Source organism: Sandarakinorhabdus sp. (assembly GCF_031422795.1).
Classification (GTDB): Bacteria; Pseudomonadota; Alphaproteobacteria; order Sphingomonadales; family Sphingomonadaceae; genus Sandarakinorhabdus.
Genome location: NZ_JANPML010000183.1, coordinates 1 through 15,122, shown reverse-complemented (window position 1 = coordinate 15,122; position 15,122 = coordinate 1). Strand labels below are relative to the sequence as shown.

Genomic DNA, 15,122 nt, shown 5'->3' with positions numbered 1-15,122 from the left:
CCGCCTGGCAGGGCACCACGGGTGACCGTGATGCGGCTACCATCATTGGCATCCCGGCGGTGGGCCAGAACGGCAACATCCGTTCGGTGCTGATCGATCGCAGCGCCCTGCTGCTGCAGGGTGGTCTGGGCGTGAATCTGTCGGACAAGATCCGCTTCAACCTCGATTACTCGGGCCTGATCGGTAAGCGTAACGACGATCACGGCGGCCGTGCGACCCTGAACTTCGCGTTCTGATCGCATCGCCCCTGCGGCTGACTATTGGAGCGGCGGTCCCACCCGGGGCCGCCGTTTCCATATGCAGCGACGACCTGCCACACAGGGCAGGGGCCATCTGGCGCGCACTGTGCCATTGACCGGTAACCCACTGGCTTCCTATCGGAGCGCGCATGAACTTTGCTGCCAACTTCATGTCCGACAATGCCGCGGCCCCGTGCCCCGAGGTGCTGGCCGCTCTGGCGGCAGCGGCCCCGGCCCAAAATGCCGGCTATGATGGCGATGATTGGTCCCGCCAGCTTGATGCCCTGTTCACTGGCCTGTTTGACCGCGAGTGCATGGCGTTGCCCGTGAGCACCGGTACGGCCGCCAACGCGCTGGCGCTGGCCTGCCTGGTGCCGCCGTGGGGCGCTGTCGCCTGCCATACCGAAGCGCATATCCATGTCGATGAATGCGGCGCGCCGGAATTTTACACCGGCGGTGCCAAGCTAATGCTGTGCCCCGGCGCACACGGCAAGTTGACGCCAGCCGGGCTGGACACTGCCCTGGCCAGCCACCGCGGCGATGTGCACCAGGTGCAATTGTCGGCGCTGTCGATCACGCAGGCGACCGAGTGCGGCACGGTCTACACCCCGGCCGAGCTGGCCGCATTGACGTCCCATGCCGCGGCCAAGGCCTGGCGGGTGCATCTGGATGGCGCGCGCTTTGCCAACGCCGTCGCCGGTCTGGGCTGCGCGCCGGGCGACATGGTTGCCGGCATCGACGCGCTCAGCTTTGGCTGCATCAAGAATGGCGGGCTCTCAGCAGAAGCGCTGGTGCTGTTTGATCTGGATCTGGCTGATCAGTTGCGCTGGCGGCGCAAGCGGGCTGGCCAGATGCCGTCGAAAGGCCGATTCAATGCCGCCCAGATTATCGCCATGGTGGAAAATGATGTGTGGCTGCGCAACGCCGGCGCCGCCAATGCCGGCGCACAGGCGCTGGCAGCAGCAGCCAAGGATCGGCTGATGCACCCGGTCGACGCCAATGAGGTCTTTGTGCAGCTGAACCCCGGCGAACCCGATCGGCTGCGCGCGGCCGGGTTCAACTTCTATGATTGGGGTGACGCCGGTTCGAACGAGGCGCGATTGGTGGTGAGCTGGGATACGCCGCCTGCCCAGGTCGAGGCCCTGGCCCGCGCGCTGGCGTCGGGCTGATGGCCAGTGCCGCGCCGGAATCGCGTTTCACCCCGATTGCCTGGTTTGCCTTCATCGTCTGCACCCTGATCTGGGGCGGCACCTGGTTCGTGATCCGCACCCAGCTGGGCGATGTGCCGCCCAGCTGGTCGGTCACCTGGCGCTTTGCGCTGGGCGCAGCGGTGATGTTCGCCCTGTGCCTGGTCAGGCGCAAATCCCTGCGGCTGACGCTGCGCCAACATGGCTTTGCGCTGCTGGTGGCGGTCACGCAATTCGTGCTGAATTTCAACCTGGTCTACCGATCGGAACTCTATCTGACGTCGGGGCTGGTCAGCCTCACCTTTGCCTTCCTGCTGGTCACCAATGCAGCGCTGTCGGCGCTGTTCCTGGGGCAGCGCGTGACAGGCCGGTTCATGCTGGGCAGCGCCATCGGGTTGGCCGGTGTCGCGCTGCTGTTTGCGCCCGATATCGGCAAGCCGGGCGGCGAGCAGATGGGGTTGGGCCTCGCCCTGGCTTTTGCCGGCGTGCTGTCGGCCAGCGTCGCCAACGTGCTGCAGGCCACCGCGCAGGGCCGCGCCATGCCGCTGGAGGCCGGCCTCGCTTGGGCCATGGGGTGGGGCGCCCTGATCGATGGCGCCGTGGCCTGGGCCGTATCGGGCCCGCCGGTATTTTCCACGGCACCCGCTTATCTGGCCGGCCTCGCCTATCTTGGCATTGTCGCATCGGCGGTGGCGTTCAGTTTCTATTATATCCTGATCCGCGCGGTTGGCGCTGGCCCGGCGGCGTGGAGCGGCGTGGCTGTGCCCGTGGTGGCGATGGGTGTGTCGACCGTGCTGGAAGGCTATCAATGGACGACAACGGCGGTGGCCGGCATCGTGCTGGCGCTGATTGGCCTTGGTGTTGCGCTGAAGGCCAAGGCTTGATCTTCGCATCGTCTAGGTAACCCTCCCGATTCCCAGCTTCGTGCTGCCTGTCAATATCAGTGCAGGAGAGCGAGCATCGTGTTTGGCTCTCATCTGATCGGAGCCGGAGCGATGAAGACGATCCTTGTGCATATCGAAGGTGATGAAGGCCAGGAGGCACGGCTGAATGCAGCCTTTGATCTGGCGCGCGCGTGCGGCGGGCATCTCGTTTGCCTGTCGGTGATGCCCTATGCTGCCTATGCGCTGGGCGATCCGGCGATGGGCGCCTTTCCAGTGACGACATTGATCGACGCGGTGGAAGCCCGCCGCAAGGAAGAACGGACGGCCGTGGAAGCCCGGTTGAACCGTGAAGCTGTGAGCTGGGAATGGCAATCCGCTGATGGCGACGCCAGCGACCGCCTGGTCGAACATGCCCGGCTGGCCGATGTGGTGGTGATGAGCGCCGGGCCATTCTCGCGCCAGGCGGCGCTATACCTGGGCATCACCGGCGATGTCGCGGTCCGCGCGCCGGCACCGGTGCTGGCGGTGCCGCCAAACGCGCGCGGCATCACGGTTTCCGGACCGGCGCTGGTGTGCTGGGATGGTGGACAGGAAGCGGCGCGGGCCTTGCGCGCGGCCATCCCGCTGCTGGCCTTGAGCGAAGCCGTGACCCTGCTGACCGTTGAAGAGAAGGACACGCCGTTCGGTGTCCGGGCGGCAGCGGCCTTCCTGTCACGCCATGGCATCCATGCCGACGTGGTGGAACGTGCGCTGGGCAGCAGCAGCGTCGAACAGGTGATCCGCAGCGTGGCCGCCGAACGCCAGGTCGCGTGGATCGTGCACGGCGCCTATGGCCACAGCCGCATGCGCCAGATGCTGTTTGGCGGGGTGACGCGTGGTTTGCTTGCCGATGCGCCGGTGCCGATCCTGATTGCGCATTGAGGCCCCTCCCCCATTTGGGGGGAGGGTCGACTCGCGCGAAGCGCGGCGGGGTGGGGGTCGCGCGGGCCTGCGCCTGGGAACCCCCACCCCGCTCACGCCAAGGGGCGTGAGTCGACCCTCCCCCCAAATGGGGGAGGAGCAGTGGGTCACGCCGCCTTTGGCAGGCCCTGCGCCAGCCGCCACAATTTCTCCGGCGTGGCCGGCATTTCGACCTGTTGGCCATCCAGCGCGTCGATGATGGCGTTGATCACTGACGGCATGGCACCAATCGTGCCGGCCTCGCCGCAGCCCTTCACGCCCAGCGGGTTGGTGGGTGAAGGCGTGTTCAGCGTTTCAAAGGCCACCGCCGGCGGCATCACATCGGCGCGCGGGATGCCATAGTCCATCAGGCTGCCGGTGATCAGCTGGCCGGCGTCGTCGTAAACGATATTTTCCAGCACAGCCTGGCCCAGCCCCTGGGCGATGCCGCCATGAATTTGCCCTTCGACCAGCATCGGATTCACCAGCACGCCGAAATCATCGACCAGGCTGTAACGGGTGACGGCGATGGTGCCGGTATCCGGGTTCAGCTCCACTTCGGCGATATGGCAGCCGTTGGGGAAGGTCGGCGCGGGCTTGTTTTCCTTGGTGGTATAGCGGCTGCGACCATCCAGCGCGCCTGGGTGGCGGCTGGCGAGTTCGGCCCAGCTGAGCGTGGCGTTGCTGCTGCCCGCCTTGAACAGGCCGTCGCCATAATCGACATCGCTGCCCAGATCGGCCGCCGCCAACGCCGTGCCGCGCGCGATCATGTCGTCGGCGCTGGCCAGCACCGCGCCGCCGCCAAACGCCATCGAGCGTGAGCCGCCGGTGCCGCCGCCCACATCCATGCGTTCGCTATCGCCCTGCACGATTGTAATCTGCTCCATCGGCACGCCCAGCCGGGCGGCCAGCACCTGCGCGTAGACGGTTTCATGGCCCTGGCCGTTGGATTGGGTGCCCACCGCCATTTCGATGCGGCCATCGGCGGCCACGCGCACATCGGCATGCTCTTCGGTGCCGCCGCCGCCAGCGATTTCGACATAATAGGCCATGCCGCGACCCAGCCGCAGCCCACGTTTGGCAGCGTCGGCCTTGCGGGCCGGGAACCCGGCCCAATCGGCGACCTGTTTGGCGCGGTCCAGCACGGCGGGGAAATTGCCGATGTCAAAGGTCAGGCCCAGGCCATTTTCGTGCGGCAGTTCGGCCGGCAGCAGCAAATTCCTCGCGCGCATCTCGTCAACGCCCACGCCGATTTCACGCGCGGCGGCTTCGATCAGCCGCTCCATGATATAGGCCGATTCCGGCCGGCCCGCACCGCGATAGGCATCAACCGGCGTGGTGTTGGTGACAACGCCGTGCACCAGATTGTGGATCGCCGGGATGCGATAGACGCCGCCCATGATGCGGCCACCGGCCATCGTCTGTATCGCCGGGCCGAACTGCGCCTGATAGGCGCCAAGGTCGGACCAGGTTTCGACTTTCAGCGCCAGGATGCGGCCCTCAGCGTCCAGCGCCAGTGCGGCTTGGCTTTCCATGGCGCGGCCATGGGTGTCGGTCTGGAAGGCATCGCTGCGCTCCCCCGTCCACTTCACCGGCCGGCCCAGCGCCCGGGCGGCGTGCAGGCACAACACATATTCGGGATAAAGGAAGCTCTTCATGCCGAAGCCGCCGCCAACATCATGGGTGACAACCCGCATCTGTTCGACCGGCACCTTCAAGATGGCCTTGGCCAGTTCACGCCGCATCGAGGTGACGCCCTGGCTGCCGGTGGTCAGCGTGAAGCCATCAGCTTCGCTATATTCGCCCAGCGCCGCGCGCACTTCCATCGAGGTCGGCGCAATGCGGTTCTGCAGGATATTGAGCCGCGTCACGTGCGCGGCGCCGGCGATGGCGGCCTCCACAGCGGCGGCATTGCCAACTTGCCAGTCAAACAGGCTGTTGGATTTGGCTTCGGGCCAGATCAGCGCGGCATCGGCGGCCAGCGCGGCGGCAAGGCTGGCCACAACGGGCAATTCTTCATAGTCCACCCCAATGGCCTCGGCGCCGGCACGGGCAGCTTCGCGGGTTTGCGCCACCACAAAGGCCACGCCATCGCCGACAAAGCGCACCCGGCCATCGGCCAGCAGCACGCGCGGTGTCTTCACGTCGCCCGACAGCGGCACCAGGCACGGGATCACGCCATAATCAGCGACATCGGCGTGGGTATAAACGGCGACAACGCCCGGCACATCCAGCGCGGCGGACACATCGATGCCCTTGATTTCGGCGTGGGCATAAGGGCTGCGCAGGGTGACGCCATACAGCATACCGGGGCGCGACTGATCATCAGTAAAGCGGCCCTGGCCGGTGAGCAGGCGGGCATCTTCGACGCGGGTGATGGATTGGCCAGTGCCGAACTTCATGGGGCAGACTCCTCAAGGCAGGCGGATAAGCCAGCGTGATAATCGGGGTATTTCAGGCAATAGCCAAGCTGCCTTTTCATGCGGCCATTGGCCACCCTGCGGCATTCGGCATAAAAGGCGCGGCCCATCGGCGACAGATTGGCCTGTTCGAGGGGGATCAACGGCGAAGGCTCCAGCCCCAGCATGCGCGCCGCTGCCGCCGTTACGGCTTCACCGGGGGCGGGCAGATCATCGGCGATGTTGTAGAGGCCGGCCGGGCCGCCGGCCATGCTGGCCAGCACGGCGCCAACGATATCATCGACATGGATGCGGCTGAACACATGGCCGGGCAGATCGATGCGCGCCGGCGGAGCATTTGGGGCCCCGGCGCGCAGCCGATCGAGCGCCGAACGGCCGGGGCCATATATGCCGGGCAGGCGGAAGCAGCGGGCCTGTGGGTGCAGCGTTTCCCACTGTTCGTCGGCAAGATTGCGCCCCGCCCGCCGGCCCTGGCGCGGGCTGGCTTCGTCCACCCAGGCGCCGCCGGCATCGCCGTAAACCCCGGTGGACGACAGATAGCCGATCCATTTGGCCGGTGCCTTGGCCAATGCCGCACCATGGGCGACCAGCACCGGATCGCTGCCGTCACTGGCCGGCGGCACGGAGCACAAGATGTGCGTGGCGATGGCGATGACGCCGGGCAGTTCCGGACTGTCCAGGGTGAGCACGCCCGGGCCGGGGCGGGAACGCACAGCGGTGAGCGCAAAGCCCGCCGCTTGCGCTGCCTGCGCAATCAAACCCGCGCTGTAACCAAGGCCAAGAACCAGCAGATGCATGGCCAGTACATAGGCCGGCCCGTGCCCGATGCCCAGCCTATTGACAGCTTGCCGCAGTCGCCCGGTTGGCCAACCATCGCGCCATGCTCAGCCACGCCGACGATTATCCCATCCACCAGACGCCGGAGCCGATCGCGGTTTCGGGGACGGATCGCAATTTCTATGATCGCTATTTCTTCAGTGCGCAGGCGCCGGATGGCTGCGCGGTGGTGGGCGCGGCGCTGGGTGTCTATCCGCATCTCAATATCATCGATTGCGCGGTATCGGTGCTGGCCGGCGGGCAGCAACACAGCCTGTTCGCCAGCCGCATCCTGCATGGTGAGCGCATGGATCTGCGGGTTGGCCCGGTGGCTTTGCATGTGGAGGAGCCGCTGCAGCGACTGCGGCTGGCCATCGCCCCGAACGATACGGGCATCGCCGGGGAATTGACCTTCACCGGCCGCGCCGCGCCCATCCTCGAACCGCGTTTCATCCGTCGCAACGGCACCCGCACCCTGATGGACGTGACCCGAATGACGCAAGGCGGGGCATGGAGCGGCCAGATCAGCGTAGCGGGCAAGGCCCACGATCTTGCCGGCTGGCGCGGCACGCGTGATCGCAGCTGGGGCGTGCGCCCCATCGGCGCGCCCGATGCACAAAGCCCGCAACCGGTGGTGCCGCCGCAATTTTTCTGGTTGTGGACACCGACAGCCTTTGATGATTGGCACCTGTTCTTCCATTCCAACGACGATGAACATGGCCGGCCGTGGAACCGGTCCGGCGTGCTGGTGCGCTTGAAGGACGGTGCCGAATTTCCGTTGGAGGACGCCCGCATGGCCTTGGCCTTCCGCCCCGGCAGCCGCCACGCTGGCGCTGCCCGACTGGAAGCGCGGCTGCAGGATGGCCGCCCGGTGACGGTGGATTTCCGCATAGGCGAAAATTTCATGATGCGTGGCATCGGATACGGTCACCCCACGCGCGGGCACGGTATGTTTCAGGGCCCGGACGTGGCATCGCACGAAGTGATCGATCTGGCCGGCGTTGACCCCGCCAACCCAATGAACGCGCATGTGCAGGGACTGAGCGAGGCCAGCCTGTCGATCGGTGGTGGCGCGCCCATCGTGGGCCGCGGCCTGTTCGAGCAATTGGCCATCGGCCCGCACGCGCCGTCGGGCTTCACGGGTTTGTTCGATCTTGCCGGCTGAAACGCTCGCCCGTTTCCTGTCCGAACGCTGGGGCGAACCGGTCAGCATCACCGGCCTCAAGCGCTTCCATGGCGGTTCGGCGCGGCAGACCTATCGTTTTGATGCCACCGGCGTATCGGGCCGCCGCGAAGCCCTGGTGCTGCGCCGCGATCCGCCGTCCAGCCTGATCGAAACCGACCGCCTCGCCGAGTATCGCGCCATCGCATGTTTTGCCGGAACCGATGTGCCGGTGCCCGAACCCATATTCTGCGATGCCGGGCCAGGCAGTTTTGGTTCGCCGGGCTTCCTGATGTGCGAAGTGGCGGGCGGGGCCGCCGCCGGCCTGCTCGAACCCGAACCTTATGGCGACCACGCCGCCGCCATCGGCCAGCAATTCTTTACCGCCATGGGCCGCATCCACACGGCTGATCCGGCGCGCGCCAGCCTGCCAGCCATGGCTCCGGCTGATGCTGCCGTGGCGCGGTTGGCGCATTGGGAGGCAGCGTTTCGCGCCGATGCCTTTCGGCCCGAACCACTGCTTGATGCCGCCTTCCGCTGGTTGAACAGCCATCTGCCGCCGCCACCGCCGCGCATATCGATTGTCCACGGCGACTATCGTTCGGGCAATTTCCTGCACGATGGCGCCGGCCGCCTGCTGGCGGTGCTGGATTGGGAGATGGTTCACCCCGGCGACGCGCACGAGGATCTGGCCTGGGCCTGCGATCCCTTGTGGTCTAATTTCTCCGGCCGGCCCGGCGCCACGCTGCCGCTGGCCGAGGCGATCGCGACCTGGGAAGCCGCCTCCGGCCTGACGCTGAACCCGGAAAGCTGGCGCTGGTGGCGGCTGTTTGCTCAGGTGCAGGGGCTGGTGATCTGGATCAGCGCCGCGCGCGAGATCATCGATGGCCGCAGCCATGATCCGGTGCTGATGTTCGCCGGCACCATTCCCTATCGCTTTCATTGCGTGACGTTGGCGCGCGCGCTGGAGGCCCTCACATGAGCCTGCCGCTCCCCGCCCTGCTGACGGCGCTGGCCAACGCGCAGGCCAATGAAGTCGCGCCCGCCTTGCAATTGCTGGGCCAACCAGAAGCGCCCGACGCCAACTATGCGGGCGGCACTGCGGCGACTTCGGCGCTGATCCTGATGATTGCGGCGGCAGAAACGGCGGCCAAGCCAGCGCGGGAGGCCGCCTGTGCGGCCGCTGCGCGGCCCTTGATCGGTGACGCGGCGGATGGCCGCGACACGCGCGCGGCGGCGCTGGGGGCGTTGCTCGAAACGGCAGACAAGCGCGCTCTGGCCCTGCTGAAAGCCGAAGCCGATGCCGAATGGGCCGTTCTCGCCGGGCTGATGCTGCCGCCGCCGGTGCCGGTCGAATAGAGGCAGAAACCGCTTTCCCTTGCAGGGGCTTTCGCGCACCATAGGTTCATGCTTGATGCCCGAACCAATCCGCCGCTGGCTGAAGTGCGTCTGTCGGATTATCGCGAGCCCGACTGGTTCGTGTCACAGGTGCAGCTTGATTTTCGGCTCGATCCGGTGCGCACCGTGGTCAAGGCGCGACTGAACGTCGAGCGTAATGGCACGCATGACCGGCCGCTGGTGCTCGATGGCCAGGCGCTGGAAACCGTGGCTGTCCACATCGATGGCGCGGCCGTGCTGGCCTATCCCAACGGCGACACGCTCACCCTGCCGATCACGGGTAACGCCGCGGTGGTGGAAACCGAAGTCGTCATTTACCCGCAGCGCAACACGCGGTTGATGGGGCTGTATGCCAGCGAAAGCCGGTTGGTGACGCAATGCGAAGCCGAAGGCTTCCGCTCCATCACCTGGTTCCCGGATCGCCCGGATGTGCTGTCGCGCTATTCGGTGCGAATGGAGGCGGACAAGGCGCAGTTTCCCGTTCTGTTGTCGAACGGTGATCGCGGTGCGACGGGCGATCTGCCCGGCGGCCGCCACGAAAGCCACTGGACCGATCCCTGGCCCAAGCCGGCCTATCTGTTCGCGTTGGTTGCCGGGCAATTGTCGCCGCTGGAAGACGAATTCATCACCATGAACGGCCGCAAGGTGAAGCTCGCCATCTGGACGGCCGCTGTCGATGTGCCGCGCTGCGCCCATGCCATGGCAGCGCTGAAGGCCAGCATGGACTGGGACGAGCGGGTTTATGGCCGCGAATATGATCTGGACGAGTTCAACATTGTCGCCGTGGCCGATTTCAACGCTGGCGCAATGGAGAACAAGGGCCTCAACATCTTCAATTCCAAATATATATTGGCCGATACCGAAACCGCCACCGATCAGGATTTCGAGGCCGTGGCCGGCGTGGTGGCGCACGAATATTTCCACAACTGGACCGGCAATCGCGTCACCTGCCGTGACTGGTTCCAGCTGTCGTTGAAGGAAGGCCTCACGGTGTTCCGCGATCAGCAGTTCAGCGCTGATCAGGGCAGCGCTGCCGTGCGCCGCATCGATGATGTGCGCGCGCTGCGGGCGGTGCAGTTCCCGGAAGATGCGGGGCCATTGGCGCACCCGATCCGCCCCGATCACTATGCCGAGATCGCCAATTTCTACACGGCGACCATCTACAACAAGGGTGCGGAGGTGATCCGCATGCTGCACACGTTGTTGGGGGCTGATGGCTTTCGTCGCGGAGCCGATCTCTATTTCGACCGCCACGATGGCCAGGCTGTCACCTGCGAGGATTGGGTGACGGCAATGGAAGACGCCAACGGCGCCGAGTTGGGCCAGTTCCGCCGCTGGTATGAACAGGCCGGCACGCCGCGCGTGGTCGTCGATCTGCGCCAGACGGGAAACAGGGTCGAGGTAACGCTGCGCCAGTCGTTGGCAGCCACGCCGGGCCAGCCGCACAAGCTGACTATGCACATGCCGTTCCGCCTCGCCCTGATCGGGCGGGACAGCGGCCACCGCATCGGCGATGAACTGGTGGTGCAGCTGAAGGGGGCTGTTACCCACATCACCTTTGACGCTGTGGCCGAACCGGTGCTGCCCAGCCTCAATCGCGGCTTTTCGGCGCCGGTGGTGGTGGAAGCGCAAACGGCCCGCGGCGATCTCGCCTTTCTGGCCGCGCATGATGATGATCCGTTTGCGCGCTGGGAAGCGTTCCAGCGCCTGGCCCTGTCGGTGCTGTCCACCGATGATGATCCGGCCGAGCTGGTGACGGCGGTGCACGACACCTTGCTGGACCCCGGCCTCGATGCCGCCTTCAAGGGCGAAGCGGTGTTGTTGCCCACCGAGGCGTTCATTGGTGATGCGGCAGAGCAGGTGGAGGTGGAGGCCATTCACCGCCGCCGTGATGCCGCGCGCCTGGCCATCGCGCAGGGGCTGGAGCAACTGTGGTGGCAGACCTACGAACAGTCCATGGCAGCGCTGGCCCGGGATCCCGCCGCGCTCACCCCCGAAGCCAAGGGCGCGCGCCGGCTGGCCAATGTCGCGCTGGGCTATCTGGTCAGCGCCGGTTCGGAAGCGGCCTTTGCCGCCGCCCGCCGCCAATATGACACGGCGGCCACCATGACCGATCGCATGGGCGCGATGACGGCGCTGGTGAACAGCGCGTCGGCGGAGCGCTCGGCGGTGCTGGACGATTTCCATCAGCGTTTTGGCAGCAATCCCGACGTGATCGACAAATGGTTCAGCGTGCAGGCGCTGGCCAACCGGCCGGACGTGCTGGACAATGTGAAGGCGCTGACCGGCCATCGCGATTTCACCATCGTCAATCCCAACCGGCTGCGCAGCCTGATCGGGGCCTTTGCGGCCAATCAACGCTGGTTCCACAACGCCGATGGCGGTGGCTACCGTCTGCTCGCCGATCAGCTGATCGCGGTCGACCGTGTCAACCCGCAGAGCGCTGCCCGGCTGACGGTGCCGCTTGGCCGTTGGCGCCGGTTCGATGCGGCCCGCAGCGCCCTGATGCGCGGCGAACTGGAACGCATTGCCGGCACTGTTGGCATGTCCAAGGACGTGCTGGAAATGGCGTCGCGGGCGCTGACATGAGCCACGGAGCGCCGCTGCTCCCGCTGTTCCATCACGCCGATTATGCCCCGCCGCTGCCGCCGGGGCATCGTTTCCCGATGAGCAAATATGCCCTGCTGCTGCCGGCACTGGCAGCCGCAGGGCAGGGCATAGACGCCCGGAACCCCGAACTCATGCCGGTGGAATGGCTGCACGCCGTGCATGATCCGGCCTATGTCGATGCCGTCCTTGCCGCCAGCGTGCCACCCGAAATCGAACGCCGCATCGGCCTGCCGGTCACGCCGGCGGTCGCGCGCCGCACGCAGCTGGTGGCTGGCGGCACCTACGGCGCGGCGCTCCACGCGCTGCGCCACGGCTGGGCGGCCAACGGTGCCGGCGGCAGCCACCATGCCGGGCCGGACGGTGGGGCGGGCTATTGCGTCACCAACGATCTTGCCATCGCCGCCAATCGGCTGGTGTGCGAGGGCCAGGTGCGCTGCATCCTGATTGTTGATTGCGACGTTCATCAGGGCGACGGCACCGCGCTGATCATGGCCGGGCGCGACGACATCATCACCCTGTCGATCCATGCCGAAAAAAACTTCCCAGTGCGCAAGGCGCGCTCCCACCTCGATATTGGTCTGCCCGATGGCACTGGCGATGCCGATTATCTGGCCGCGCTGGAACCGGCGTTGGCGGCGCTGCTGGCGCGGCATCGGCCAGGGCTGGTGTTGCATCAGGCCGGGGTTGATCCGCATCACAGCGACCGGCTTGGCCGATTGGCGCTGACCGATGCCGGCCTGGCGGCACGGGAGGCGCTGGTGGCCCGGCTAGTGGTGCGGGCCGGCGCGGCGCTGGCGGTCACGTTGGGCGGTGGCTATGCCCAAGATCCGGCCGATGTCGCCCGCCGCCATGCGCTGGCGCTCTGCGCCAGTTGGCAGGGCTGGAACGTGGCGGCGAGGGAAGTGGCGGCCTGAGCCCGTAAGGCCGATGTGAAGATGGATGCACCTGCGCCCGGATCAGCTCCCCCCGCCGCCACCCTGGCGACGGCGTTGATGCTGCGCGTGGCGCAGGGTGACAGCGCCGCCTTCACCCAGTTGGTGCGCCTGCTCGAACGCCCGGCGCTGGCGCTGGCCTATCGCACGTTGATGAATCGCGCCGGGGCCGAAGATGTCTGCCAGCAGGCCTTCACCCGGCTGTGGACGCATGGGCCGCGTTTTGATCCGGCACGCGGCAATGCCGAAGCCTGGTTCCGCCGCATCCTGGTCAATCTCTGCCTCGATCGCCGCCGCGCCATCCGCCCGGTGCAGCCGCTCGATGCTGCTGCCGAACTGGCCGATCATCGCCCCGATCCCGAAGCGGCCGCCATCCGCGCCGATGGCCAGGCCCGGCTGGAAGCGGCGATGGCCCGCCTCAATCCGCGCCAGCGCCTCGCCCTGTCGCTGTTTCACGGAGAGGGCCAGTCGATGGCCGAAATCGCCGCCCAGATGGACACCACCGCCAAGGCTGTCGAGGGATTGCTTGGCCGCGCCCGTAGTGAATTGCGAACCCTGATGAATGAAAGCCTGATCTCGTGACCGCCCCGTTTCCACCCGAAACCGATCTGGATACGCTGCTTGGCCAGTGGGCCGCAGCGCCCGTCGCCGGTGCGCCCGTTGATGTCGCCGCCATTCTGGTACTGCCGCAGGAACGCGAGACGCCGCTCCGCGCGGTTGCGGCCTGGCGCCCGGCGTTGATGGCCGCCAGCCTGGCGCTGGTGGTCGCGGTGGGCGGCTGGCTTGGCCTGGCTGACCGTTTTGTTCCCACCACCCCAATCGAAGTTGCTGCCTCGCCGTCGGCCGAGGCAGGCGCGGGCGAGGCGGATGCCGCCTTTGCCCTGGTATTCACGCCGACAGCTGCCGAGGAAGACCTGATATGACCCGCAAGCTGCTGCTGGCGGCGCTGATCGCCGCCCCGCTGATCGCTGCCCCCGCCTTTGCCCAAACCGCGCCGCCCGCGCCGCCGGCTGCTCACCACGCCGGCCCCCACCATGGTGCTGGCCCCAGGATGGGCCAGATGGGCGGCCGCATGTTCCCCACCATGAGCGAGGCTGGTCGCAAGACCATGCACGACGCCATGATGGCCGGCGGCAGTCGCCGTGAAGACCGCCAGAAGGTGGAAGCCGCGCGTGACAAGATGTTGGCCGCGCTGGAAGCCGAGCGTTTCGATGCCGGCGCCGTGAAGCGTGCGATGGAGGAAGAGCGCAGCCTGGCCGATGCCACCCGCCAACAGCGCCAGACCGCGATGTTGGCTGCCTTCCAGAAGCTCAGCCCCGAAGACCGCAAGGCCTTTGTGACCGACAGCCGGGCCATGAAGGCCCGCATGCAGGGCCGCATGGAAGGCTGGCGGGATGGGATGCGCAGTCGCATGCAGATGCGATCTTTGGGCCAGCCGCCGGTGCCGCCAGCCCCGCCGCAATCAGAACTCTGAGCTTCGAAACCCTGGACAGGCTCGCGCCCTCACCTCAGGCCCGCCAGCCCGTCTGGCGGGCCACTTCGTTCCAGGTGAGTTCGGCCAGTCGCCGCACCACTGGGCCGGTGGTGCCGTTGCCCACCTTTTGGCCGTCGATACGCACCACCGGCAGGATCGGCGCGGTGGTGGAGGAGAGGAAGGCTTCGTCTGCAGCCAGCGCTTCGGCCAGCGTGAACGGCCGTTCTTCCACGATCAGTTGTGCCGCGTGCGCCAACCGGATCAGGCTGTCGCGGGCGATGCCGGGCAGGATGGCAGTGCCGGTGGGATGGGTGATGATGCGGCCATCCTTCACGATCCAGGCGTTGGTGCTGCTGCCTTCGCGCACCTGCTCGCCGCTGATCAGCCAGGCTTCAAACGCGCCGGCCTGCTTGGCGGCCTGCTTGGCCAGCACGTTGGGCAGCAGGCCGGTGGTCTTGATGTCCACCCGGCCCCAGCGATTGTCGGGCTGGGTGATGACGCTGATGCCGGTTTCCAGCTGGCGCAGACGCTGGGCGAAATCGAAGCGCCGCACTGTCATAACAAGATTGGCCGGCGCATCGCCCGGGAAACTATGGTCGCGCTTGGCGGTGCCGCGGCTGACCTGCATGTATATGATGCACTCGGCATGGCCATTCCACGCGATCAGCCGCCGCGCCTGCAAGGTGAGCGGGCCATCGGCGATGTCGAGCGTGATGCCCAATTCGCCCAAGTTGCGGCGCAGGCGAACCAGGTGCGGCTGCCAATCCAGGATGCGCCCGTTCATCACCGCGCAAACTTCATAAACGGCATCGCCGAACTGGGTGCCGCGATCCTCGATGTGCAGGCTGGCATCGGCCAGCGGCAGGATGCGCCCGTTGACATAGGCCAGTTGCGGCATGGTGTTGCGACCCCGGTGACTCGATTGATCGTTGCGTCTAGCGGTTGCCCAGCCCGATTGTCGAGAGAGTGTCTGCCGCATGTCCACCCAGCTTGTCTGGTTCCGTAATGATCTGCGCCTGGCCGATCATGCTGCCTTGATCGCCGCCGCCGCGCGCGGCCCG

General features: G+C 66.7%; 16 protein-coding genes. 13 read left to right on the top strand and 3 right to left on the bottom strand.

The genetic code is table 11. The annotated features are described in order from the left end of the window. The 4 genes from RMO81_RS06755 to RMO81_RS06740 all read left to right on the top strand — a co-directional run. A partial coding sequence (locus tag RMO81_RS06755) for a hypothetical protein (protein WP_310475031.1) occupies nt 1-236 on the top strand: 236 nt, incomplete at its 5' end. A gap of 152 nt (nt 237-388) precedes the next feature. Further along, the gene (locus RMO81_RS06750) at nt 389-1,408 is read left to right on the top strand and encodes a beta-eliminating lyase-related protein (RefSeq protein ID WP_310475030.1); all 1,020 of its coding nucleotides are present in this window, start codon (nt 389-391) and stop codon (nt 1,406-1,408) included. Next, a complete protein-coding gene (locus tag RMO81_RS06745; RefSeq protein WP_310475029.1) occupies nt 1,408-2,310 on the top strand; it encodes a DMT family transporter in 903 nt (300 codons plus the stop codon). Before RMO81_RS06750 ends, RMO81_RS06745 begins: the two co-directional genes overlap by 1 nt. A gap of 111 nt (nt 2,311-2,421) precedes the next feature. Next, nucleotides 2,422-3,231, top strand: coding sequence for a universal stress protein (locus RMO81_RS06740; protein WP_310475028.1), 810 nt, complete (start codon nt 2,422-2,424; stop codon nt 3,229-3,231). A gap of 146 nt (nt 3,232-3,377) precedes the next feature. Here RMO81_RS06740 and RMO81_RS06735 read toward each other — a convergent pair whose 3' ends face one another. Beyond that, nucleotides 3,378-5,651 (bottom strand): xanthine dehydrogenase family protein molybdopterin-binding subunit, encoded by a 2,274-nt coding sequence (locus tag RMO81_RS06735; protein WP_310475027.1) that lies wholly within the window; start codon nt 5,649-5,651, stop codon nt 3,378-3,380. Continuing rightward, on the bottom strand, nt 5,648-6,466 hold the full coding sequence (locus tag RMO81_RS06730; protein WP_310475026.1) for an SDR family NAD(P)-dependent oxidoreductase: 819 nt from the start codon (nt 6,464-6,466) through the stop codon (nt 5,648-5,650). Before RMO81_RS06730 ends, RMO81_RS06735 begins: the two co-directional genes overlap by 4 nt. An 83-nt stretch (nt 6,467-6,549) precedes the next feature. Here RMO81_RS06730 and RMO81_RS06725 point away from each other — a divergent pair, with 83 nt between their 5' ends. The 8 genes from RMO81_RS06725 to RMO81_RS06690 are packed head-to-tail and all read left to right on the top strand — an operon-like array spanning nt 6,550 to nt 14,061. Then, entirely contained in the window at nt 6,550-7,650 is a 1,101-nt protein-coding gene (locus tag RMO81_RS06725; RefSeq protein ID WP_310475025.1) for a hypothetical protein, read from the top strand. Then, nucleotides 7,640-8,629, top strand: a complete 990-nt coding sequence (locus tag RMO81_RS06720; protein ID WP_310475024.1) for a phosphotransferase family protein — start codon at nt 7,640-7,642, stop codon at nt 8,627-8,629. The genes RMO81_RS06725 and RMO81_RS06720 overlap by 11 nt, the downstream gene beginning before the upstream one ends. Further along, on the top strand, nt 8,626-9,006 hold the full coding sequence (locus RMO81_RS06715) for a hypothetical protein (protein WP_310475023.1): 381 nt from the start codon (nt 8,626-8,628) through the stop codon (nt 9,004-9,006). The genes RMO81_RS06720 and RMO81_RS06715 overlap by 4 nt, the downstream gene beginning before the upstream one ends. 48 nt (nt 9,007-9,054) lie before the next feature. Beyond that, the gene (gene pepN, locus RMO81_RS06710) at nt 9,055-11,634 is read left to right on the top strand and encodes an aminopeptidase N (RefSeq protein ID WP_310475021.1); all 2,580 of its coding nucleotides are present in this window, start codon (nt 9,055-9,057) and stop codon (nt 11,632-11,634) included. Then, complete coding sequence (locus RMO81_RS06705; protein ID WP_310475020.1) at nt 11,631-12,569, top strand: histone deacetylase; 939 nt, start codon at nt 11,631-11,633, stop codon at nt 12,567-12,569. The genes pepN and RMO81_RS06705 overlap by 4 nt, the downstream gene beginning before the upstream one ends. 21 nt (nt 12,570-12,590) lie before the next feature. After that, the gene (locus RMO81_RS06700) at nt 12,591-13,169 is read left to right on the top strand and encodes a sigma-70 family RNA polymerase sigma factor (protein ID WP_310475019.1); all 579 of its coding nucleotides are present in this window, start codon (nt 12,591-12,593) and stop codon (nt 13,167-13,169) included. Continuing rightward, complete coding sequence (locus RMO81_RS06695) at nt 13,166-13,510, top strand: hypothetical protein (RefSeq protein ID WP_310475018.1); 345 nt, start codon at nt 13,166-13,168, stop codon at nt 13,508-13,510. The genes RMO81_RS06700 and RMO81_RS06695 overlap by 4 nt, the downstream gene beginning before the upstream one ends. Next, nucleotides 13,507-14,061 carry a periplasmic heavy metal sensor gene (locus tag RMO81_RS06690; protein ID WP_310475017.1) on the top strand — a complete coding sequence of 185 codons (555 nt, stop codon included), beginning with the start codon at nt 13,507-13,509 and terminating at the stop codon, nt 14,059-14,061. The genes RMO81_RS06695 and RMO81_RS06690 overlap by 4 nt, the downstream gene beginning before the upstream one ends. A 34-nt stretch (nt 14,062-14,095) precedes the next feature. On the opposite strand, the gene RMO81_RS06685 is transcribed toward RMO81_RS06690, so the two are convergent. Continuing rightward, nucleotides 14,096-14,959 (bottom strand): D-amino-acid transaminase, encoded by an 864-nt coding sequence (locus tag RMO81_RS06685; protein WP_310475016.1) that lies wholly within the window; start codon nt 14,957-14,959, stop codon nt 14,096-14,098. 79 nt (nt 14,960-15,038) lie between these two features. Between RMO81_RS06685 and RMO81_RS16205 the strand changes: the two genes are divergently transcribed. Beyond that, nucleotides 15,039-15,122, top strand: an 84-nt coding sequence (locus RMO81_RS16205; RefSeq protein ID WP_409049593.1) for a deoxyribodipyrimidine photo-lyase, incomplete at its 3' end; no start/stop codon positions are given.

Bases quoted from the DNA above. Each gene is read 5' to 3' on its own strand.
- RMO81_RS06685 (WP_310475016.1), bottom strand. From the start codon at position 14,959: ATGCCGCAACTGGCCTATGTCAACGGGCGCATCCTGCCGCTGGCCGAT.
- RMO81_RS06715 (WP_310475023.1), top strand. From the start codon at position 8,626: ATGAGCCTGCCGCTCCCCGCCCTGCTGACGGCGCTGGCCAACGCGCAG.
- RMO81_RS06705 (WP_310475020.1), top strand. From the start codon at position 11,631: ATGAGCCACGGAGCGCCGCTGCTCCCGCTGTTCCATCACGCCGATTAT.
- RMO81_RS06735 (WP_310475027.1), bottom strand. From the start codon at position 5,651: ATGAAGTTCGGCACTGGCCAATCCATCACCCGCGTCGAAGATGCCCGC.
- RMO81_RS06730 (WP_310475026.1), bottom strand. From the start codon at position 6,466: ATGCATCTGCTGGTTCTTGGCCTTGGTTACAGCGCGGGTTTGATTGCG.
- RMO81_RS06750 (WP_310475030.1), top strand. From the start codon at position 389: ATGAACTTTGCTGCCAACTTCATGTCCGACAATGCCGCGGCCCCGTGC.
- pepN (WP_310475021.1), top strand. From the start codon at position 9,055: ATGCTTGATGCCCGAACCAATCCGCCGCTGGCTGAAGTGCGTCTGTCG.
- RMO81_RS06725 (WP_310475025.1), top strand. From the start codon at position 6,550: ATGCTCAGCCACGCCGACGATTATCCCATCCACCAGACGCCGGAGCCG.
- RMO81_RS06700 (WP_310475019.1), top strand. From the start codon at position 12,591: ATGGATGCACCTGCGCCCGGATCAGCTCCCCCCGCCGCCACCCTGGCG.
- RMO81_RS06745 (WP_310475029.1), top strand. From the start codon at position 1,408: ATGGCCAGTGCCGCGCCGGAATCGCGTTTCACCCCGATTGCCTGGTTT.
- RMO81_RS06740 (WP_310475028.1), top strand. From the start codon at position 2,422: ATGAAGACGATCCTTGTGCATATCGAAGGTGATGAAGGCCAGGAGGCA.
- RMO81_RS06690 (WP_310475017.1), top strand. From the start codon at position 13,507: ATGACCCGCAAGCTGCTGCTGGCGGCGCTGATCGCCGCCCCGCTGATC.